The following is a 19932-nucleotide window of genomic DNA, read 5'->3' as shown; positions in this document are numbered from 1 at the left end:
GTGCCGTACGTCACGCCCCGGGGAGACCGGCCGTGAAACCCGTCCAGCCTGCGCGGACGGGTCGCACGGGTCGCCCGGTGGAACCTGGGAGTTCCCTGGAGTTCAGTTGTTCTGTGCGATGTAGATGAAGCGTTCGACGATCACCGCGATGGCCACCACGAACGCCGGCACCGCCAGGAACAACAGGCGCTTACGCGCCTTGCGCGCCCGGTTGGGGCCGTTCAGGCGGATGATCTCATAGCCGAACAGCGCCACCCAGGTCAGGACCAGCGCCCCGATGCCCACCGGCGTCCACGGCGAGGTGGGGTCGCCGCGGCCCTTGTACGGCCGAGCCTCGGGGATCTCCGTCCCCCTGACGAACTTCTTCCAGGTGTAGAGCGCCGCGTCGTCGTTGGAGTACACCCGTTTCAGATGGGGCGAGGCGTCCAGCGCCGCGCGGAACTTCTCCCCCCAGTCCGCCGGATAACCCTCGTTGAGCTGCAGGTAGCTCACCTGGCCGGTGCTCACCATCAGGTACGAGTTACGCGGCTGCCCCTGCAGCGCCTTCACCGCGTCGGCGATCTTCGCCGGATCCTTGTGCACGAGCGCCTGCTCGTTGAAGGCGACCAACTCGACGTCGCGCTCGCCCCACGGCAGGGTCGGGGTGACCTCCGGCCCCAGCTTCGGCACCAGATAGAGCACCTTGGCGCTCGGCTTGTCGTGCTCGTAGACGTAGTGCAGGGCCGCCACCTCGCCGGTGGTGACCCGCTCGAACTTCTCGTTGCCGTACCTCGCCAGCAGGAACGCCATCGCGAACACCACCGCGAAGCACGCCGCGAGCACGACCGAGATCTTCCTGGTCAGCTCGGGGTTGAAGCGCACGTTCCGCTTGCGCAGCGGCACGGTCTCCTCGCGTACGTCGGCGCTGTCGGCCGGCAGGTTGGGGAAGAACGCGTACGCGGCCAGCAGGCACGCGCCGGGCAGCGCGAACATGTAGATGCGCAGCCCGATCTCGCCGCCGTAGCTCTGCAGCCCCAGCGCCATCACGGGGACGCAGAGCAGGACCAGCGCCGACCTGTCGAACACCCCGCGCCGCAGCCGCCGGAACAACCCGGCCGCCGCGAGCCCGAGGATCACCACCAGGATGCCGAGGCGGGCCTGCAACACCATCGCGTGGGCGGGGTCGGTGCCCTCGATCCGGTCGCCGGTGTTGCTGCGCAGGTTGGACAGGACGTTGCCCAGCCCGCCGAAGATCGTGTCGATCTGGCTGGCCCAGAAGCCGACCGTCATGTAGCTGATCCAGGCCGCCACCACGAGCCCGAGGAAGAACGGCAGCCCCCACGTCAGTGACGTACGCTTCACCAGCAGGAACGCCGTCAGCACGCCGAGCATCATGAACGGCGTGATCTGGTGCGAGGCCACCGACGCGATGAAGAGCGCCATCAGCATCATCAGCATGAGCAGCTTGTCGGCCCGGTAGGTGCCGGTGTTGGCCAACTCGCCCGGCGTCATCGCGTCCAGCCTGCCGAGCAGCTTGCGCAGGCCCTTCTGGGCGATCGGCCTGGTCCGCGGCTCGACCCGCCCGAACCATCGCAGCAGGATCGCCACGTACGCCAAATACAGGGCGAACGTGAAGCCCTGCGGCGAGAAGTAGTCCTGGCCGATCCACTGCACCAGCACGAACAGCAGCGCCGCGAACCACCGTGCCCGCGTGGTCGCCACCACCTGGCGCAGGATCAGCACGAACGGGAGCAAGTAGAGCAGGTTCGACAGGAGCGGCGTCCACTGCAGGATCGTCGTCATGTCGCTGATGCCGGCGGCCTTCGTCACGAACGCGAACAACGCGAAGAAACCCGGCCAGCCCATGCGGGCGTCGATGCTGATCGCCGTCTCGCCCGTCCTGCTGATGAACTCGACAAAACCGGCATGAATGTACGCCGTGGGGAAACGCGGCTCACTCGCCACCAGCGACCCGACGCCGTGCAGCGCGAACGCGATGGCGGCGATCTGGAACAACAGCAGGAACTTGCGGTCGGTGCTCTGGGCGACCGTGACGAAGAACGACACGATCATGATGAGGATCGCGAGGAACGCGGTGACCGGCAGCGCCGAGATCAGCCCGAGACCGTCGATGTCCGCCGGGTCCACACCTCGCAGCGGCCCCGGGGGAACCTTGACGGCGAGGATGAACATGAGCAGGCCCTCAAGGACCAGCACCACGGGCAACCACCGGGGCGCGCTGGCGATCAGCGCGCTGAACCGGGCCCGCAACGTCTGCGGTTGCGCCGTCGCCCGCACCTGCGCGACCGGCTCCTGCGGCCCCTCCAGCGCCACACCCACGGGCCCCTGAGGCGGCGCCCCGGGCGGTGCCCCGACGGCCGCGGACGGCGCTCCAGTGCCCGCATGGGGGCCTCCCGCCGCGGGGGGTACCGCGAGGTTCGGATTGGTGTCGCGCGAGTCGTCCTCGGCGCCCGCGTTCCCGCCGAACGCCCCGGACCGCGTCCCACCGGGCGGCTGCTGCGCCTGCCCGGCCGGCTGCGGGCCGCTCGTCGGGTGCTCCCCGGTCCGAGCACCGCCGGCCGGCTGCTGCGTGCCGGCGGCAGAACCACCACCCTGCGCGGGATGAGCCGACCCGCCCGCCTGCTGCGGATGGACGGTCTGAGGTCCGCTGCTGGGTTGCGGTCGGACGTCTCGGGGTCCGCTGGTGGGTTGCGGTCGGGCGGTCTGGGGTCCGCTGGTCGGTTGTGGCCGGGCGGTCTGGGGTCCGCTGGTGGGTTGGGGCCGGACGTCCTGAGGACCGCCGGATTGTCCGGTCCCGGTCGCACCGGCCTGGCCGGTCCCGCCTTCGCCGGCTTGCCCGGTCCCGGTTTTGGTGCTTTGTCCCTGCCCAGTCGTGCCGGCTTGCTCACGCCCGGTTGTCGTCGCGCCTGGGCCGACCTGCCCGATCGCGCGCGTCTTCTCGCTGTCGCCGACTTGCCGCGCTGCACCGGGCTCATCGCGTCCACCGGCGGGTGTGCTTGCCTTGCTGCCGCTGCCGGGCTTCGTCTCGTCGGACGTCTTCGACCCGCTGGAGGGTTTCGTACCGCCGGCAGGCTGCGCGGTGGCGGCGGCCTGCGTCGCGCCGTACGGTCGGGCCCCCACGGACGGCCGCCCGCCACCGGCCGGCTTCGTCTCTCCGGACGATTGGGAGCCCTCCGGCGGTTGCGACGAACCGCCCGATGCCTGGGACCCCGCCGACGGCGCCGAGGAACCGCTGGACGGTTGCGACGAACCACCGGTCGCCTTGGAACCCCCGGGTCCCGAAGATTCGCCGGGGCCTGAAGATCCGCCGGGGCCCGAAGATTCGCCGGATTCCGAAGATCCGCCGGATCCCGAGGAAGCGCCGGACCCCGTAGATCCGCTGGGTCCCGGAGAACCGCTGGGCTTCGGAGGGGAGCCGGTGTCCGGGGTGTTCCTGCCCGGCGCCGGTGGCATCGGGAGGCGGATGGCCGTGGTGCGGTCGGGGCCGGGATCGGCAGTGCTTCCGGCGGTGCTTCCGGCGGTGCTTTCGGCAGTGGGTTCGCCGGTGGTCTCGGCGGCCTCCGCCTCGCTCTCCTCAGACGTGCCGGAGCCCTCACCAGGGGGCTCGAACGTCAGCTTCGGGATGATCCCGGTAGCTTCCGGATCGAAGGGCACGTCTGAGTCCTCCTTGTCCCCGCGCGCGTCCGGGGAACCCGTGGTCCCCGGTGTCGTCACGCCATCGCTGTCCCGTTGCCTCGCGTTGACCATCATGCGGTCCTGGACGACCCCTGAGTGACAGCCGGTCGACCTGTATCGCCGAATCCGAGAATCTTACGCAGATTTCCGAAGATCAACAGCGCCACGAGCAGCTCACTGGCCAGCAGCCCGTATCCCACCGCGTTCACCCCGGCGAAGGGGAACAGCGCGAGCGTGGAGACCAGCACCAGGACGGCCAGCCCGATCTGTACGGTGGCCAGCGTGCGCGCCCTGCTCTGGGCCCGCAGCGCGCTCAGGTAGACCTCGATCAGCACCCGGGGCAGTACGGCGAGCGCCATGAGCCGCAGCAGCGTCGTGCCCTCCTCGGCGAAGGCGGGCCCGAAGACGGTCAGGATGAGCGGCGCCCCGGCTATCGCCACCGTGGTGATCGGTATGACGATCATGAAGGCCCGCCGCAACGCCCTCCGGCAGTTCTCCGCCAGCTGGGACCGGTCGAAGGAGCCCTCGACGGTCAGTGACACCGCCATGTTCATGGCCAGCAGTTCGATCATGCTGGCCAGGGTGTGCGCCATCGAGAAACGCCCGAACGTGGCCTCGCCCACCTGGGTGGCGATGACCACGGGCACCAGGTAGACGATGGCCAGGATCGACAGCGTCCCGGGGAAGTCGCCTGCTAGGAACCTTCCAATTTCGCGCAGACGAGGAGGCTGCTGCTCCGTGCCGGCCTGCCGGGTGTGCCGGGGCACCACGATGCCGAAGATCAGGAAGTTGATCGGGATCAGGGCGAGCGCGGTCGGGACGACCCAGGACACGAAGATGCCGCCCGAGGGCAGCGCGCCGGCCAGCGCCACCAGCAGCCCCATCTTGACCAGGCCGAAGATGAGGTTGTTGAGCGGTACGAACGGCGCCCTGCGCAGGCCGGTCAGGACGACGTCCTGGAGGGTGAAGACCGCCCACACCACCACGGACGCCAGGAAGAACAGCCCGGGCCCGAACCCGGCCAGCACGGAGTAGGTCTCGCCCCACAGCGGCAGCGTCAGCAGGAAGCCGACCGCGGCGACCCCGCCCGTGGCGGCGGCCAGGCCGTACCCGCGCAGGATGAGCTCGGGCGTGCGGCGGCCGGCCACCGGCAGGTAGCGGGCGAGCGCCCCGACGAACCCGAGCGCGACCAGCGACGCGAACAACCGCATCGCGGTGATCACGGCCTGGCCGCGGCCGAACTCCTCGGGGGAGTAGTAGTGGGCGGCCAGCAGCCAGTAGCCCATGCCGAGCACGCCGGTGATGACGGTGTTGGCCATGAGCGCGTAACCCTGCCGGAAGAGCGGGTTGCGCAGGTCGACGAGGATCCGTCCCCAGACCCTAGACATTGCCGCGCACCCGCTGCAGGCCGTACCGGGTCCTGCGCACGACGGCGTACCCCTTGGTGAGGATGCGCTCGCGCATGTAGATCAGAGGTACGGCGGTGCCTTCGACGGCGCGCTTGAACATGTTGATGGTCGTGCCCTTGCCGACCGTCAACCGGGGGATGGCGAGCATGTCGTGCCGGTCGGCGGCGATCGTGTTGCTGACGGCGCAGGCGGCGAAGTAGCCGGCCTTGCGCACCTCACGGCGTACGCGGGCGCTGGAGTAGCCGTAGGGGTAGGCCATGGTGGCGACCGGCGCGCCGATCTTCTCCTCCAGCAGGCCCTTGTTCCTGCGCAGTTCCTGGCGCAGGTCTTCGATGCGGAGCTGGTCGAGCTGGGGGTGGCTGTGGCTGTGGCCGCCGATCTCGATGCCGGTCTGCGCGGCTTCGCGGGCCTGGCCCCAGGACAACATGTCGTCCAGGGGCCTGCCCGCCGCGTCCTTGCCCGCGTCGGACACCCAGCCGCTGGTCAGGAAGACCGTGGCGGGGAAGTTGTAGCGGTCGAGCAGCGGCAGCGCGTGGCTGTGGAAGTCGGCGTAGCCGTCGTCGAAGGTCACCACGATCGGCTTGTCGGGCATGGAGCGGCCGTTGTTCTTGTTGAGTGAGGCCACCAGGTCGCCCAGCGTGAGCGGGGTGAAGCCGTGCTCCGACAGGTAGGCCAGCTGCTCGGCCAGGTCGGAGGGCCGCACCGCGTGCGGCCGGGTCTCGTCGGTGGGGTTGTCGGTGACCGAGTGGTACATCAGGATCGGGACACGGATCATGAGCGTGCCGCCTTCAGTCGTGCCGTGCCCACCACGTAGCCCCAGGTCGTCCAGGCCAGCCCGATGACGATCGCGGCAGCTCTGCCGAGCCCGCCGACGTCGCCCCTCAGGGCCTCGCCCACCCCGCGCAGCGCGCCGAGCGGCAGCGTCTTGATCGCGTGCGCCCGCTCGCTGGCCAGGCCGTCCTGGGTGCCGACCTCCTGCGTCACCAGGGCCTTCGACAGGCCCTCCGCGTAGCACCTGGACCGGAAGTAGGCGAAGCCCTCGCGCTGCTCCGACACCTTGTGCCCGATCACCGCGCGCGGCTCGAACAGCATGACGGAGCCGGGTTTGCGCTGGGTCAGCCGGATGCAGAACTCGGTCTCCTCGCAGCCCAGCGGGCGCGACTTGCGCCCCTGGACGCTGCGCCCGATGCCGCTGTGGAAGCCGCCCACCTCGGACACGACGTCGCGCAGGAAGGCGGCGTTGCCGCCCATCACGTTGCGGATCGGCGCCCTGACCGCGGGCATGCCGCGGTAGGTGCAGCCGACCGTCCAGTCGAACTCGTACGGGAACCACCGCGGCCGCCTGCCGGACGCCCACAGGGGGTCGGTGCGACCTCCCACGCCCACCACGCCGGATTCCTGGAAGCCCTCCTCCAAAGCCTCCAGCCATCCGGCATCGGCGACGGCGTCGTCGTCGAGGAACGCGACGATCTCACCGTTGGCCGTGGCCACGCCGGTGTTCTTGCCTCCGGACAACCCCTGCTCGTGCGTGTTCTCCACCACGATGGCCTGTGGATATTCGCGCTTGAGCTTCAGGTGCAGGTCGGGGTTGTGGTCGACCACCAGGATCAGCTCGTGGGCCGGGCGGGTCTGGTTCTCGACCGACTCGACTGCCTGCCTGATGTCCTCCCACCGGTCCTCGGTGTAGACGCAGATGACAACAGACGTGTTCACAACGGTCCTTTGTTATGCGACGCCTCGGTCAGCGGCAGTGGCGGTGGTGGGCTCAGGCTGGGGCGGGGAGGGCTGGCGGCGCCACTCCTTCAGGATGGTCCGCAGCACGCGGAAGCCGTCGCGTACGACGTGCAGGTTGCTCTCGCCGTGGATGCGGTTGCGCTCGTGACTGGGCACCTCGTGCACCTTCAGCCCGGCCTTGGCCGCGCGCACGTTCATCAGCGTCTCCACCTCGAAGCCGTCGCAGTCGAGGTCGAGCACCTCGAGGTGGCGGGCCCAGAAGGCGTTGTAGCCGTAGCACAGGTCGGTGTACTGGGTGCGGTACATCACGTTGACGATGCCGGTGAGCACCTTGTTGCCCAGACGGCGGTTGAACGTCAGGTCGTCGCTGCCGCCGCCGGAGGCGTAGCGCGAGCCCTTGACGAAGTCGGCGCCGGTCACGAGCGCGCCCACGAAGTTGATGATCTCGTGCCCGTCGGTCGAGCCGTCGGCGTCGATCATCACGATGATGTCGCAGGTGCACGCGGCGAAACCGGCGGCCAGGGCGTCGCCCTTGCCCTTGCCCGTCTGCGCCACGACCTTCACGTTGGGGCGGAGCCGCTTGGCCACGGCGACCGTGTCGTCGACGGAGTTGCCGTCGACCAGCACGATCTCGTCGACCCACTGCGGGATGGTGGCGAAGACGTGCGGCAGGTTCTCGGCCTCGTTCATCGCGGGCACGACCACGCTCACCGTCGGTGAGATGGCCAGGTGCGGCGTCACGGGAGTGAAGCTCGACGGAGGTGGCATCGAGCGCAGGGGCGTGGCCTGAAGCTTGCCGTTGTGCTTGGTTATCTCGGGACTCATGGCGAGGGATGTCCTTCCGGGACCCTCCCGTACGTGCCGGACGAGATCGTTCCCGGGTGCTACGGGAACGACATAACCGGGGTGCCGCGCACGGGCGGGTCCTGCGTGGAGTGTGAGGGTGTGGTGCTGGTGCTGGTGCTGGTGCTGGTGCTGGTGCTGGTGCCGGGGGTGGGAGCGGTCAACTCGCTCCCGATGCCTCCTTGACTACATTGGGTGACTCCTGCTGCTGCACTGAGGTGCGCACCCGACCAAAGCCCTTGAGGACACGGTCGGCCGCCCTATAAAGAGACGGCCGGTCCATGACAATTGTTCGGGCCTTGTTGAAAGGAGTTCTGCCGATCCAGTGCACCGCCGCGGTGGCGGACGGTCTGGAGATGCGGCCTTCGGCGACGTACAGGACCCCGCTCTTGAGCCAGTCTTTGTACTCCTTGCCGCCCTTGCCCATGTCGACCATGTGCAGCCCGTCGTTCGCGGCGGCCTCGGCCATCTGGAGATGGTGCACGATTCCCGGCGAATATCGGGCGAACTCGGTGTCGTAGGCGGGGAACCACCCTACAAGCGTGGTGGCCGTACGGAGGCCGAAATGTCCGGCCACCGGAACGTCGCCCGCATAGAGCATGGTGAGCACGCCTCCGAAATCCGATGACTTTTCGGCATGCATCATTTCCGTCAGCTCCACGATCCACGGCTGGGCGAACCTGTCGACCCGCCCGGTCCTGCGGTACTGGTCGGACTTCCAGGCCAGCAGGGTGCGCAGCACCTCGGGGTCGGCGGAGGCCCACGCGAGGCGCAGCTCGCCCTGCTCCCTGCCGAGCTTGCGCTCCTTGTAGCGGACCGTCTTGAGGTTCTTCGGGGAGTTGGCCTTGACCTGGTCGATCCAGGCCGCGAACCCCGACGTGAAGTCCATGACCGGGGCCGGCCGCACGTCCTGCTCGTAAGGGGCGAACGTGGGCTGCCCCGCCACCAGGTGGTCGAAGTCGAACACGCTGAGCTTGCAGGCCCGCAGCAGCGCCTTGGCGTCGAGCCGCAGGTCCGGCGCGGCGATCAGGCCGTGGCAGGTGGTCAGGAAGCCGCCGAGGGGCTTGCCGATGCCGAAGCTGTGCCGTTCGTAGGGGAAGAAGCCGGCGATGCCGTCGCCGTCGGAGATGACCGCCACCCTCACGTAGTCGCGCAAACGGTCCATCGCGACGGCGAACTCGACCGACAGGAACGGGTTGTCCAGACTCGGGTCCGCCTTCTGCAGCTCCCGCCACCGGGCGCGTTCGGAGTCCCCGAGCTCTCCCGGCCGAACTATCTGGATGTTCACCTTGCCCTGGCCCCCTGTTCGGTCTGCATGCTCTTCCCCCGGTACAACACGCGAAGCACGTACATGAACCCTCCGAGCACGGCCACGGTGGCCACACCGGCTCTCGGCGACCACGCGTTGAAGAGCAGCATGGCCTGAGCGAGAAGCACGTTCAGCACGAGGCTCGCGGCGGCCCCTACTGATACTGCGGCAAGGGGGTCACGATCACGCAACAGTCCCACCACTGCGGCCCCGGGAACGAACAGGAGGAACAGAGAGATCAAGAACGGGCGCAGCGGGGTCTCGATGTCGAACAATGCGACGATCGCCCCAGCTATGCAGGCGATCGCCAGCACCCACGCCAGCGCTCTGCGGTGCTTGAGCATCTCCTGTCTCTCTCCTGATCTTCCTGGTAGGAGCGTGTTTGATCGCAGTTCATGGGACCAATCAGCGCCTGGGCACGTCAATGCCGACGCTTGGTGACGCTGACCGGTTCACCAAGCGGCCGAGTTTTCTCGTGTGAGCTTCAACACACGGTCAAGTGCTCTTCGGCCCCGGAGTGGTCTCCAAGCAAACCAGGATGCCCTATGGGGCGCAGGATGTTCGAGCCAGGGCCGGAATTATGCCTAATTGTCGTCTAAGTTTCGATCTACCGGCTTGTGGTGCGCACTTTACCTGTTCACGTCGTCCATGGTGTCCACGGAGGAGCTCTCCGCTCCGGCGGTGGGCGTCTCGGGCGGCTCCGAGATGTCCGTGGGCACATCGCCGTCCGGCGCGTCGGTGGCCGGCGGCCCTTCCTCGGCCACCCACGACAACGAGCAGGACCTGGTGCCGCCGTTCGAGGTGACGGCCACCCGGCCGCTGCCGGAGACGGCCGGGTCGACGACCGTCACCACGACCCGTACGGAACCGCCCGCCCTGATCGACCCGCTCGCCGGACGCACGTCCAACCCCTGTGAGGCGGTGGCCACCCAGGAGACCTTGGCGTTGCGGGCGCTGAGCCCGATCGTGGCCGGCCCGTCGATCCGGTCAGGGCACGAGGCGACGAGCTTCGCACCCGGCGCGGGCCTGCGCCTGGTGGCCGTGGGGACGGGGGCGGGCCTGGTGCGGGGCCGTGTGGCGACCGGCCGCCCGCTCGGCGTGCGCCTGGCCGGCCGCGTCGCGCTCGGCGTGGGCGAGGGCGAGAACGCGGCCTCCTCCTCGTCCTCCTCCAGAACGGGGTCGGGGGAGGGACTCCACGTCACGGAGAACGCCGGAGAGGGCTTCGACGGCAGCGCGGAGCCACTGGAGACGTCACGGCCGTTGATCGCCACCACGGCGCCCGTCGCGGCCAGCAGGCAGGCCCCGGCCAGCACCACCGGAGCGAGCCGGCGCGTCCCCCGGCGGCGCGAGCGGCCCTCGGCGGCCACGGGGAAGCCCGTCCGGTCGAAGGTGTCGCCCCGATCGGTGATCAACGTACGGGTCTGGTCGCGCTCCGGGTTGACGCACGTGTCGACCACCCGGCGGCGCAGCGAGAGCGGCGCGAACGCCACCGGCACCATGTCCAGCAGCCGGAGGGCCGAGATCTGCCGGTGCCGGCCCTCGGTGCACACCTCGCATCCGCCGATGTGCCCCGACAACCGCCGGCGCAGCAGCGGCGTGAGCGGACCCTCCCACGAGTCCACCATCGCCGACAGGTCGGGACAGTGCGCCCGGCCCGTCCTGGCCAGCACCACGGCGGCCGCGGCGTTCTCCAGGTGGTCGCGCGCGCGGCCCAGCCTGGAGGTCACCTGGCGCGAGGTCAGCCCGAGCACCGCGCCCGCCTCGGCCGGGGTCAGGCCGTGGCGCAGCGACAACACCAGGACCTCGCGCTCGTTCCTGCTCAGCTCGCCCAGCGTCTCGTGGACCAGGTCGGCCAGTTCCGGGTCGTCGTGCTCGGCGGGATCCGGCAGCGGCATGCCCTCCACGGGGGTGCCGCTCCGGTGCGACAGCCTGGACCGCACCTGGAACCGGGTCAGCGCGTACAACCAGGCCCGCAGCCTGACGGGTTCCTTCAGCCGGTCCACGCACCCCTGCGCGGTCACGAGCGCGTCGTGCACGGCGTCCCCGGCGACCTCCCGCTCCTCGATGAGGGCGCAGGCGTAGTCGTGCAGCCGCTCGCCGTACGAGTCGTACAGCTTGGCGGGGGCGTCGGCGTCCGCGCGGCGCAGAGCCTCAACGAGTTCCTGGTCGTCGGCTCGGTCGACGGTCGGCCATCCAGGCACGGATTCCCCTCCCCGCGGGTCGTACGGGCACTCAGCCCCACGCGGAGAGGACGCCGTCCCTTTCAGGCCGGTTCGCCCGCCATACCCAATGGGCATGAGGGGGACCGGGCCCCCTCACGGGTCAGCCGTCGCAGTTGGGCGAGCAGAGGCGGCGCTCCATGCCCTGGAGGAAGAAGTCGCGGACCTGCAGGATGTCCTTGGCGATGTATGCCTCGCCGCCCGTGGCCCTGGCCAGCGCGTCCATCTGCCGCTTGCCCTTCTCGGCCTCGGGGCCGAACGCGATGAGCAGGATGCTGATGGGCCGCTTCGGGTTGTAGGTCTTCTTCAGGTACTGCAGGATCTCGGCGTTCTTGACGCCGCCGTCGGGATCGTCGTTACCGGCGCCGTCCGTGAGGATCAGCAGAGTGTTGATCTTGTCCTGCCGGAACGTCTTGGTCAGCTGCGCGTAGGCGGCCTTGATCGTGTCGTTCAGCCCGGTGTCGCCCGTGGGCTTGGCCTGGATCTGGCTGAACGTCTTGGCCAGCGCCTGCTTGCGGAGTGTCCCGTCGATCGACTCGCTGAGCGGACCGACGGACACGAGTTCCTTCCAGTCCTTGTCCCGTCCGTCCAGATGGGTGGAGAACGTCCACAGACCCACCTCGGAGTCGGCGGGGAAGAGCCCGAGACCCTCTGTAGCGATCTTGTTGATGGCCTGCATGCGGGTCATGTCGGTGCCGGGCACCGGCAGCGCCATCGTCCCCGAGACGTCGAGAAGGGTGAGCAGCCTGGTGCCGAGGTTCAGCCTGGACCAGGTCTGCACCATCCGCGCCACGGTCGCGGTGTCCGGCGGCTCCAGGGCGGTGGGCGGGTCGGCCGGGAATCCGTCCTCCTCCGACAGCGCGTCGCCCGCCTTGCCGTCGGTGCCGCGGAACCCGGCGTTGCGCAGGGTCTTCGCGGCCGACTCCGTGGTCAGGTGCTGCTTGAAGTCCGCCGCCGCCTTCAGCACCGCCGGGTCCTTGGCCAGGATCGTGACGGGGTAGTCGAGGCTGAGCGTGCCTTCCTTCGGATAGAGCGCCACCACGGGCGCCTCCGGCTTCTTCTTGTTGTGGGCGTGGATGGCCTGCTCGGAGGTGACGCCGACGGGCACCCTGCTGCTCTTCACCGTGAGGCTGGCCAGCAGCGCCGTCGAGTCGGGGGCGAGTTGCCCGGACAGCTCCTTCAGCGCCCCGACGAGCGCCTTGTCCTGCTTGGCCTCCTTCGCGGTGCCGGCGGCGGCGAGCAGCGCGGCCAGCCCGGCGGAGTTCTTCTGAGGGTCGAGGGCCAGCACGCGCACCTTCTTGCCCGGCCCGTCCACGTTCGCGACGTTCGCCGCCGCGATCATCGCGCCCCAGCTCGGCTGCAGCGTGTCCGCGAGCTTCGGCGCGGCCGACTTGGCGGCCGCAAGCACCACGGGTGACGTCGCGATCGACCCCTCGACCTGCGGCAGCGCCGCGCCGCCCGCGGTCTGGCGCATGCTCTCCATCAGCAGGCTGGAGTCGGCCACCCAGAAGTCGGCCGGCACCTTGCCCGCGGCCAGCGCGTTCGCGGTCTTCGCCGCCGCTTCCTTGGCCACGGTCACCTCGACGCACTTGCTGTCGATCGAGTGCATGGCCTTGGTGTAGTTGCCGGCGATCTTCTTGAGCGCGGGGTGGATGTCGGGCGTCGCGACGACCCGCAGCGGCAGCTTGCCGCTGGAGCAGTCGTGGTTCCTGTTGAAGATGACGAACGCGGCGACGCCGAGGAGCACGGCCATCGCGACGGCCCCGGCCAGCGGCACGAGCACCCTGCCGCGACCGTTGCCGGAACGCTTGCGCGGGGGTGGAGGTTCGCCGGCCCGGTACCCGCCGTCGAGATCGTCTGTGCGGTGTCGCCCCACGATGCCCTCTTAGGTGTGTTGGAACCTTCCGGAGACCCTAGCGGGAGAAGCTCCGCAATACTCCGGGAACGATACTCGGTGCGGTTAGTGTGGCAAAACAGCCCTTTTGGTGCGACGATGACGCTGCGTTACCGTCAATGGCAGCATGCGTGACCGCGCCAGGCGCGCCTTCCCTCGCGTACGGCGACCGCCGCGAGAGCGACCGCGACGGCCGGGTCCACCCACCACCAGCCGATCGTGTTCAGCCACAACCCGGCGAGCACGCCCGCCGCCATGGCGGCGCAGATGAGGTTCTGCGTGCCCTCGCCGGCCGTCGACGGCGAGGCCAGCCGTGCGCCGAGCCGCCGCTTGGCGATGCCCAGCACCGGCATGCTGACCAGGCTGACGGCCGTCACCGCGATCCCCAGCGTGCTCGGCACCGCCCGGTGCCCCGCTCCGAGGTCGTAGGCGACGTGGATGACCAGATAGGGCGCGAGCATCCAGAAGCTCACCGCGACCGCGCGCCTGGCGGTGGTCTCCGCGCTTGGCGACAGCGTGCGCGCGCCGGTGAACCGCCACACCACGATCATGCTGGCCGCCGCCTCCACGACCGCGCAGAGTCCCCATCCGATCAGGGCGACGGAGTGGGCCACGAGACCCGCCGCCAGGCCGAGCGTGCTTTCCACGCCCAGCCAGACGAGCGTAGCCACCGAGAGCGAGCGAGCCGCGCGAGCGGCGCGCATCCAGTCTGCTGACGCGGCCGGATGCTCACGAATCCGCTGGTCAGGCACCATGAACCCCCGAACTCCCGGCTATCCGGCCGTCGACAGCGTTACGTAACTTACCCACTACAGTCCGTGACTCCAGATCATACGGGCAAAGGATGTTCAAGGTTCACCGCATAATGGGCGAAGATCGTCAGATAGGGGGAGACGGTTGCCGTTCACGCCCAGTCACATCGCGGCGGTGGTGCCGCTGATCGCATCCTCCCGGGTGCGCAGGTTCGCCGATCCGTGGGCGCTGGCGCTGGGGACGATGGCGCCCGACCTGCCGTTGTTCCTGCCGTACCTGCCCGACTACACCGACTGGCACTCCTGGACCGGCGTCGTCACCCTCGACCTCGCCGCGGTGCTCGTCCTGCTGCCGCTGTTCCACATCCTGTTCAGGGACCCGCTGGTCGCCCTCCTGCCGGCCGCGCTCGCCGGCCGCGCCGCGCTCCTCGCCCCCGAGCGGCTCAGGATCCTGCCGATGGCCGCCGGCGCGGTGATCGGCGCCGCCTCTCACGTGCTCTGGGACTCCTTCACCCACTCCACGGGGTCGGTCGAGTGGGGCGGCTGGCTCGACGTCGTCGTCCTCGGCGAGCTCCCGCTCTTCCGCCTCCTGCAGTACGTCTCCTCCGCCATCGGGCTGGCCGCCGTCGTGTGGTGGTGCCGGCGCGGGCTGTCCAGGATGCCCGCCGCCCCGGTCCCCGGCCGCCTGCGGATGGCACCCCGCGCGCGGTGGTCGGTGCTGGCCGCGTGCGCGTCAGGCGCGGTGGCGGGCGCCCTGCTGTGGCCGCTCGTCGACGAGCCCAGCCCCGAACTCGGCCTGCCCAGCGTGCTCACCAAGACGGGCGCGGGCACCCTGATCGGCCTGTGCCTCGTCCTCACCTGCTACGCGGTGGTCTGGCAGGTCAGGCGGCGCATGGCAGTATCAGAAGGTGCTTGAGTACGTCACCGACCCCGGAGACCAGCGCCTGACCGACTACACCCGGCTCAGGGACGTGGAACTGCGCAAGAGCCTGGAGGCCGAGCGCGGGCTGTTCCTCGCCGAGGGCGAGAAGGTCATCAGACGCGCCATCGCCGCCGGCTACCCGATCCGCTCGGTCCTGACCACCCGCCGCTGGCTGGCGCCCCTGCAGGACGTGCTCGGCGACGCCACCGTCTACGTGGTGAGCGACGAGATCATGTCCGGCATCGCCGGCTTCCAGGTCCACCGCGGGGCGCTGGCCTCGATGGAACGCCTTCCCCTGCCCGCCGTCGAGACCCTGCTCAAGCGGGGCGGCCGGCGCATGCTCGTGCTGGAGGACCTCGTCGACCACGCCAACGTGGGGGCGATCTTCAGGTCGGCGGCGGCGCTCGGCGCCGACGGCGTCATCCTGTCGCCCCGGTGCGCCGACCCGCTCTACCGGCGGGCGGTCAAGGTGTCGATGGGCGCGGTGTTCTCGATCCCGTACGCGCGGATGGACGACTGGTTCGAAGGGCTCGCCCAGCTGCGCAAGGCGGGCTGCAGGATGCTGGCCCTGACCCCCGACCAGAACGCCGTCCCCATAGACGAGATCGCGGTCGAGGGACGGGTGGCGCTGCTGCTGGGGGCCGAGGGCGACGGGCTCTCCTCCCACTGGCTGCAGGAGGCCGACCACGCGGTGTGCATCCCCATGAGCGCGGGGGCCATGACGGCGGGGGTCGACTCCCTGAACGTCGTGGCGGCCGCCGCCATCGCGTGTCACGGGCTGATGCGCGCGTCGCGCTGAATGCCGCCCGCGGCCGGGCCGGGCGACGTTTAGGACGCGCACACGGGGCACGGAGACGGGATGCATCCTGTACAGAAGGCCGCCTCGCTGGGGATGGGCCTGCTCAGTGGCGCCCTGGCGACCCTGCTGTTCCGGCGGATGTGGAAACTGGCCGCGGGCGAGGACGACTCGCCCGACGCCGAAGACCTCGACCGCGACCTGACCGAGATCCTGGTCGCCGCCGCCGTGCAAGGGGCGCTGTTCGGCCTGATCAAGGCCATCGTGCACCGGGCGAGCGCGAAGACGTTCCGGCGCAGGGCGATCCGGAGCGGGCACAGCGCCTGACGACCGCTTCCGGCCAGGTCCACGGCGGGGTGGACTCTCGTACGATGAGGGCGTGCTTCGTTCCGTGTGGAACGAGCCCCCTCCTCCCGACCCGCCCGCGCGGGTCTGGCGGGACTGGGCGCTCGTCGGGGTGCTCGTGGCGCTCGCGCTGCTCGAAGGAGCCTTACGCCCGGACATGCCGTGGCGGGCCGTCTCCGTGATCGTCACCGTCGGGCTGGTGCCCACGTTGCTCTGGCGCAGGACCAGGCCGCTGCTGATGCTGGTGATCGCCTTCACCACCTCGAGCGTCGTCCCGCTGTTCCTGGACGGCGGCCGACCCGACGCGTACACGATGGTGTTCATGCTGATCCTGGTCTACGCGGTGTTCCGCTGGGGGTCCGGCCGGGAGATCGTGATCGGCGTGGCGGTGCTGCTCGCCGGGGTGCGCTTCTCGCTGGCCGGCGCGCCGCTCGCGCCGGCCGACGCCGTGGGCGCGTTCGCGGTCGTCTTCTCGGCCATGGCGCTCGGCGGGGCGCTGCGCTACCGGGCCAGGGCCCGCATGCGCGAGCTCGACCAGGTCAAGCTGCTCGAACGCGAACACCTCGCCCGCGACCTGCACGACATCGTGGCCCACCATGTCTCGGCCATGGCGATCCGCGCCCAGGCGGGCCTGGCGACGGCGGTGACGCGGCCGGAGGCCGCCACCGACGCGCTGCGCGTGATCGAGGCCGAGGCGACGCGCACCCTCGCCGAGATGCGCGCCATGGTGCGCGTCCTGCGCAAGCACGAGCCGGCGGAGCTGGCGCCCGGCCGGCGCGTCTCCGATCTGCGGCAGCTCGCCGGCCAGAGCCGCGCCGGCCCGTCCGTGGACGTCCGGCTGGCCGGAGACCTCGACGACCTGCCGCCGCCGGTCGGGGCCGCGATCTACCGCATCGCCCAGGAGTCGATCACCAACGCCCGGCGGCACGCCCGCCACGCCACCCGCATCGAGGTCCTGGTGGCCGCCGACGACACGACGGTGCGCCTACGGGTGAGCGACGACGGCGACACCGCCTCCCCGCGCCTGGTGTCCGCGCCCGGGTACGGGCTGCTCGGCATGATCGAGCGCGCCGGGCTGCTCGGCGGCACGTGCGAGGCCGGTCCGGGCCCCGAGCGCGGCTGGACCGTGACCGCGGTGCTGCCCAGGGCGGGGGCGGCGACGTGAGCATCCGCGTGCTCGTCGCCGACGACCAGGAGATCGCGCGTACCGGGCTCAGGATGATCCTGGACGCCCAGCCGGACATCGAGGTCGTCGGCGAGGCCGGCGACGGGCGGCGGGCCGTCGAGCTCGCGCGGCGGCTGCGTCCCGACGTGTGCCTGTTCGACATCCGCATGCCGCACCTCGACGGCATCGAGGCCACGCGCTCCGTCGCGGGGCCGGCCGTGGACGCCCCGCTGGCCGTCGTCGTCATCACCACGTTCGACCTCGACGAGTACGTCTATGCCGCGCTCAGGGCCGGCGCCCGCGGGTTCCTGCTCAAGGACGCGGGACCCGACCTGCTCGGCCAGGCCGTACGCGCCGCCGCGGGCGGGGACGCCCTCATCGCCCCGAGCATCACCGCCCGGCTGCTCGCGGCCTTCGCCGACTCAGGACGCGGCACGCCGCCCGCACAGCCCGTCGAGGCGCTGACGGAGCGCGAGGAGCAGATCCTGCTCACCGTGGCGCGCGGCCGTACCAACAGCGAGATCGCCGCAGAGCTGCACATCTCCCTCAGCACCGTGAAAAGCCACATCGCGAGCCTGATGACCAAGCTCGGCGTGCGCAACCGCGTCGAGATCGCCATGTGGGCCTACGAGACCCGCCGCGTCAGACCCTGACCGGCCGGCCCGCCCACCGCCTGCGGATGATCCATTCGGCCACGGCGAGGTTGACCGCCCAGCCCGCGCCCAGGAGCAGCGCCCTGCCGGTCTCGTCCGGGGGAGCGGCGGCGACGAGGAGCCAGAGCGCCTGCGTCACCGCCTGCGAGCCCGCGCCCAGGCCGAGCGCGTAGGCGCGGGCCATCCACGCGCGGTGGCGGGGGACGTCGCGGCGCAGCACCGCGGCGACGCCCAGCACGAGCGACCCGGCCATGACCGTGCCGAACCCGAGCCGGAAGGCGGTGAGCAGGCCGCCGTCCCCGGGAGGCAGCGCGGAGAACAGCGTCAGCCACAGGCCGCTCAGCGCCGCCACGAGCCCCAGCGGGACCAGGGCCCGGCCCAGCACCCGATGCCGCGGCCGCCATCGCCCGCCGAACTGGAAGGCGCCCAGCAGGGTGTACAGGGAGGCGCCGACGATGTGCAGGGTCACCGGGAGCGGCGTGGCGAGGAAACGCGCGTTGTCCGGTGTGACGCCGGCGCCGCCGCCCAGCTCGGCCAGCCGGACGGCTCCGGCCAGGATCGGGACGCAACCGAGCGCGATCAGGCCGGTACGCACCGACCAGGCCGATCCGGACCGCCCGCTCCCCGGGAGAGGCGTGGACTCATAGGTCATAGGCCGATCGTGACCGCGCCCGCGGGTACGGCGCATCGCCTGAAGGGCCCGGTCACAGGCGTCCGAAGGGCCGATGGCGACGTCGTACTTTCGGCTGTTACGCCCCCGCGCGGCGCTGTTCACACTGACGTTCACGGTGGTACGCGACCGGCGAGGCCACCCCCGGCAGAAGGAGAATCACGTGAAGGCGTTCGTTCTGCGCGCGTACGGCTCGCCCGACGTCATGGAGCTGAAGGAACTCGGCAAGCCGGAGCCGGGCGACGACGAGGTGCTGGTCAAGGTGCGCGCCACCTCCGTCCAGCCCTATGACTGGCACATGATGAGAGGCGAGCCGCGCCTCTTCCGCGTGCTCGGCGACCTCGGCCTGCGCCGGCCGAAGATCGCCGTTCTGGGCGCGGACGTGGCCGGCGACGTGGTGGCGGTGGGCAAGGACGTCACGGAGTTCGTCCCGGGAGACCCGGTGTACGCGATGCCCAAGCAGGGCGGCTTCGCCGAGTACGTCTGCGTCCCCGAGCGCGAGCTGGCGCCCAAGCCGGCGAACCTGTCGTACGACGAGGCCGCCGCGGTGCCCATGGCGGCCGGCACCGCCCTGCTCGCCGTGCGCGACCACGGGCGGGTGGGGCCGGGGGACAAGGTGCTCGTCAACGGGGCCTCCGGCGGCGTGGGGACGTTCGCCGTGCAACTGGCCCGCGCGTTCGGCGCGGAGGTCACCGGCGTCTGCGGTCCGCGCAACGTGGACCTGGTGCGATCGATCGGCGCGCACCAGGTCATCGACTACACGGAGCGGGACTTCACGCGGAACGGGCAGCGCTACGACGTGCTGATCGACATCGCGGGCAGCCGCCCCGGATGGGCGTGCCGCCGGGTGCTGACCGGCAAGGGAGCCCTCGTCGCCGTCGGCGGCCAGGCCGGGCGGTGGGTGCAGCCCGGCGGGCACGTCCTCTCGATGGTGGCCGCGGGGCCGTTCGTGTCGCAGCGGGTGTCGTCCGTGGACGTGGTGAACTGCGAGGAGACCAAGCGGAACCTGGTGACGCTGACCGGGCTCATCGAGGACGGGAAGGTGTCGCCGGTCATCGACAGGAGCTTCCCGTTCGCCCGTATCCCTGAGGCCGTCGCGTACCAGGAGAAGGGGCACGCCGCGGGAAAGGTCGTCGTCACGGTCGGCGGCTGAACCCGCCGGAGGGCGGTCGTCCTGTCAGGGCTGCTCGGCGTCGAACCAGTCGGGAAGCGTGTCGGGGTTGGTGACGAGCGGGCGGCTCATGATGGGGCTGCCGAGGCCCGTCTCCCTGATGTGGCGTTCGAGCGCGGGCGCCTGCGACGCGGTGGTGATGAGCGTGAGCTCCCAGGCGATCTCGTCATGGTGGGCGGTCGGGTGTGGCGTCTCGGCTATGTCGATCGACGTGGCCAGTCCGGCGCGGAAGATGCCGTTGGCCAGCACGGCCGCCCTTTCGTGGCCCTCGATCGTCGCGCGGACCTCGATGAATTCCGCCATGGTCGTCCTTTTCGAGGATGGAAGGGCCACCCTACTGCGCCGAGGCGCGTGGTCGCTGTGCTCCAGGTCACC

At 70.5% G+C, this 19932-nt stretch carries 20 protein-coding genes; 8 read left to right on the top strand and 12 right to left on the bottom strand.

Translation table 11 applies throughout. The features are described 5' to 3' along the window. Window positions 1-102: 102 nt before the first annotated feature. Window positions 103-2319, bottom strand: a complete 2217-nt coding sequence (locus E1295_RS08400) for a hypothetical protein (protein ID WP_132629255.1) — start codon at window positions 2317-2319, stop codon at window positions 103-105. 673 nt (window positions 2320-2992) lie between these two features. Between E1295_RS08400 and E1295_RS08395 the strand changes: the two genes are divergently transcribed. Beyond that, window positions 2993-3775 carry a hypothetical protein gene (locus E1295_RS08395; RefSeq protein ID WP_132629253.1) on the top strand — a complete coding sequence of 261 codons (783 nt, stop codon included), beginning with the start codon at window positions 2993-2995 and terminating at the stop codon, window positions 3773-3775. Here E1295_RS08395 and E1295_RS08390 read toward each other — a convergent pair. Genes E1295_RS08390 through E1295_RS08375 form a run of 4 tightly spaced genes read right to left on the bottom strand, consistent with a single transcriptional unit; the run spans window position 3747 to window position 7643 of the window. Next, window positions 3747-5063 carry a lipopolysaccharide biosynthesis protein gene (locus E1295_RS08390; protein ID WP_132629251.1) on the bottom strand — a complete coding sequence of 439 codons (1317 nt, stop codon included), beginning with the start codon at window positions 5061-5063 and terminating at the stop codon, window positions 3747-3749. The two genes, E1295_RS08395 and E1295_RS08390, sit on opposite strands and share 29 nt — an antisense overlap. Continuing rightward, on the bottom strand, window positions 5056-5859 hold the full coding sequence (locus E1295_RS08385; RefSeq protein WP_132629249.1) for a polysaccharide deacetylase family protein: 804 nt from the start codon (window positions 5857-5859) through the stop codon (window positions 5056-5058). Before E1295_RS08385 ends, E1295_RS08390 begins: the two co-directional genes overlap by 8 nt. Then, a complete protein-coding gene (locus E1295_RS08380) occupies window positions 5856-6797 on the bottom strand; it encodes a glycosyltransferase family 2 protein (protein ID WP_132629246.1) in 942 nt (313 codons plus the stop codon). Before E1295_RS08380 ends, E1295_RS08385 begins: the two co-directional genes overlap by 4 nt. A 12-nt stretch (window positions 6798-6809) precedes the next feature. Further along, window positions 6810-7643, bottom strand: coding sequence for a glycosyltransferase family 2 protein (locus E1295_RS08375; RefSeq protein ID WP_132629244.1), 834 nt, complete (start codon window positions 7641-7643; stop codon window positions 6810-6812). Between the two features lie 33 nt (window positions 7644-7676). Between E1295_RS08375 and E1295_RS48580 the strand changes: the two genes are divergently transcribed. After that, window positions 7677-7847: a hypothetical protein gene (locus E1295_RS48580; protein WP_166427144.1), complete on the top strand. Its 171-nt coding sequence runs from the start codon at window positions 7677-7679 to the stop codon at window positions 7845-7847. On the opposite strand, the gene E1295_RS08370 is transcribed toward E1295_RS48580, so the two are convergent. The 5 genes from E1295_RS08370 to E1295_RS08350 all read right to left on the bottom strand — a co-directional run bounded on the left by E1295_RS08370 (window position 7822) and on the right by E1295_RS08350 (window position 13754). Next, entirely contained in the window at window positions 7822-8949 is a 1128-nt protein-coding gene (locus E1295_RS08370) for a GNAT family N-acetyltransferase (RefSeq protein WP_132629242.1), read from the bottom strand. The genes E1295_RS48580 and E1295_RS08370 overlap by 26 nt on opposite strands. Beyond that, complete coding sequence (locus E1295_RS08365; RefSeq protein WP_132629240.1) at window positions 8946-9314, bottom strand: hypothetical protein; 369 nt, start codon at window positions 9312-9314, stop codon at window positions 8946-8948. Before E1295_RS08365 ends, E1295_RS08370 begins: the two co-directional genes overlap by 4 nt. Window positions 9315-9599: 285 nt before the next feature. Next, window positions 9600-11171 carry a sigma-70 family RNA polymerase sigma factor gene (locus E1295_RS08360; RefSeq protein ID WP_166427143.1) on the bottom strand — a complete coding sequence of 524 codons (1572 nt, stop codon included), beginning with the start codon at window positions 11169-11171 and terminating at the stop codon, window positions 9600-9602. 121 nt (window positions 11172-11292) lie between these two features. Continuing rightward, the gene (locus E1295_RS08355) at window positions 11293-13065 is read right to left on the bottom strand and encodes a VWA domain-containing protein (protein ID WP_246079914.1); all 1773 of its coding nucleotides are present in this window, start codon (window positions 13063-13065) and stop codon (window positions 11293-11295) included. Window positions 13066-13199: 134 nt separating this feature from the next. Beyond that, window positions 13200-13754 (bottom strand): cation diffusion facilitator family transporter, encoded by a 555-nt coding sequence (locus tag E1295_RS08350; protein ID WP_246079913.1) that lies wholly within the window; start codon window positions 13752-13754, stop codon window positions 13200-13202. Between the two features lie 226 nt (window positions 13755-13980). Here E1295_RS08350 and E1295_RS08345 point away from each other — a divergent pair, with 226 nt between their 5' ends. From E1295_RS08345 to E1295_RS08325, 5 genes are read left to right on the top strand one after another with little or no spacing between them, the layout of a single operon-like run. Further along, a complete protein-coding gene (locus tag E1295_RS08345; protein ID WP_132629234.1) occupies window positions 13981-14751 on the top strand; it encodes a DUF4184 family protein in 771 nt (256 codons plus the stop codon). Beyond that, on the top strand, window positions 14744-15556 hold the full coding sequence (locus E1295_RS08340; protein ID WP_132629232.1) for a TrmH family RNA methyltransferase: 813 nt from the start codon (window positions 14744-14746) through the stop codon (window positions 15554-15556). The genes E1295_RS08345 and E1295_RS08340 overlap by 8 nt, the downstream gene beginning before the upstream one ends. 60 nt (window positions 15557-15616) lie before the next feature. Then, window positions 15617-15880, top strand: coding sequence for a DUF4235 domain-containing protein (locus E1295_RS08335; RefSeq protein WP_132629230.1), 264 nt, complete (start codon window positions 15617-15619; stop codon window positions 15878-15880). Window positions 15881-15932: 52 nt separating this feature from the next. Further along, window positions 15933-17063: a sensor histidine kinase gene (locus tag E1295_RS08330; protein WP_246079912.1), complete on the top strand. Its 1131-nt coding sequence runs from the start codon at window positions 15933-15935 to the stop codon at window positions 17061-17063. Continuing rightward, window positions 17060-17716, top strand: a complete 657-nt coding sequence (locus tag E1295_RS08325; protein ID WP_132629228.1) for a response regulator — start codon at window positions 17060-17062, stop codon at window positions 17714-17716. Before E1295_RS08330 ends, E1295_RS08325 begins: the two co-directional genes overlap by 4 nt. Here the strand turns inward: E1295_RS08325 and E1295_RS08320 are convergent. Beyond that, a complete protein-coding gene (locus E1295_RS08320) occupies window positions 17706-18368 on the bottom strand; it encodes a DUF2306 domain-containing protein (protein WP_132629226.1) in 663 nt (220 codons plus the stop codon). The two genes, E1295_RS08325 and E1295_RS08320, sit on opposite strands and share 11 nt — an antisense overlap. Before the next feature lie 181 nt (window positions 18369-18549). Here E1295_RS08320 and E1295_RS08315 point away from each other — a divergent pair, with 181 nt between their 5' ends. Then, window positions 18550-19539: an NAD(P)-dependent alcohol dehydrogenase gene (locus E1295_RS08315; RefSeq protein ID WP_132629224.1), complete on the top strand. Its 990-nt coding sequence runs from the start codon at window positions 18550-18552 to the stop codon at window positions 19537-19539. Window positions 19540-19563: 24 nt separating this feature from the next. Here the strand turns inward: E1295_RS08315 and E1295_RS08310 are convergent, their stop codons facing one another. Continuing rightward, a complete protein-coding gene (locus tag E1295_RS08310; protein ID WP_132629222.1) occupies window positions 19564-19860 on the bottom strand; it encodes a hypothetical protein in 297 nt (98 codons plus the stop codon). Window positions 19861-19932 lie beyond the last annotated feature (72 nt).

Origin of the sequence: Nonomuraea mesophila, assembly GCF_004352805.1 — a bacterium.
GTDB classification, from domain to species: Bacteria; Actinomycetota; Actinomycetes; order Streptosporangiales; family Streptosporangiaceae; genus Nonomuraea; species Nonomuraea longispora.
The sequence above is the reverse complement of the archived record's forward strand: the minus strand, read 5'-3'. Positions and strand labels throughout refer to the sequence as shown.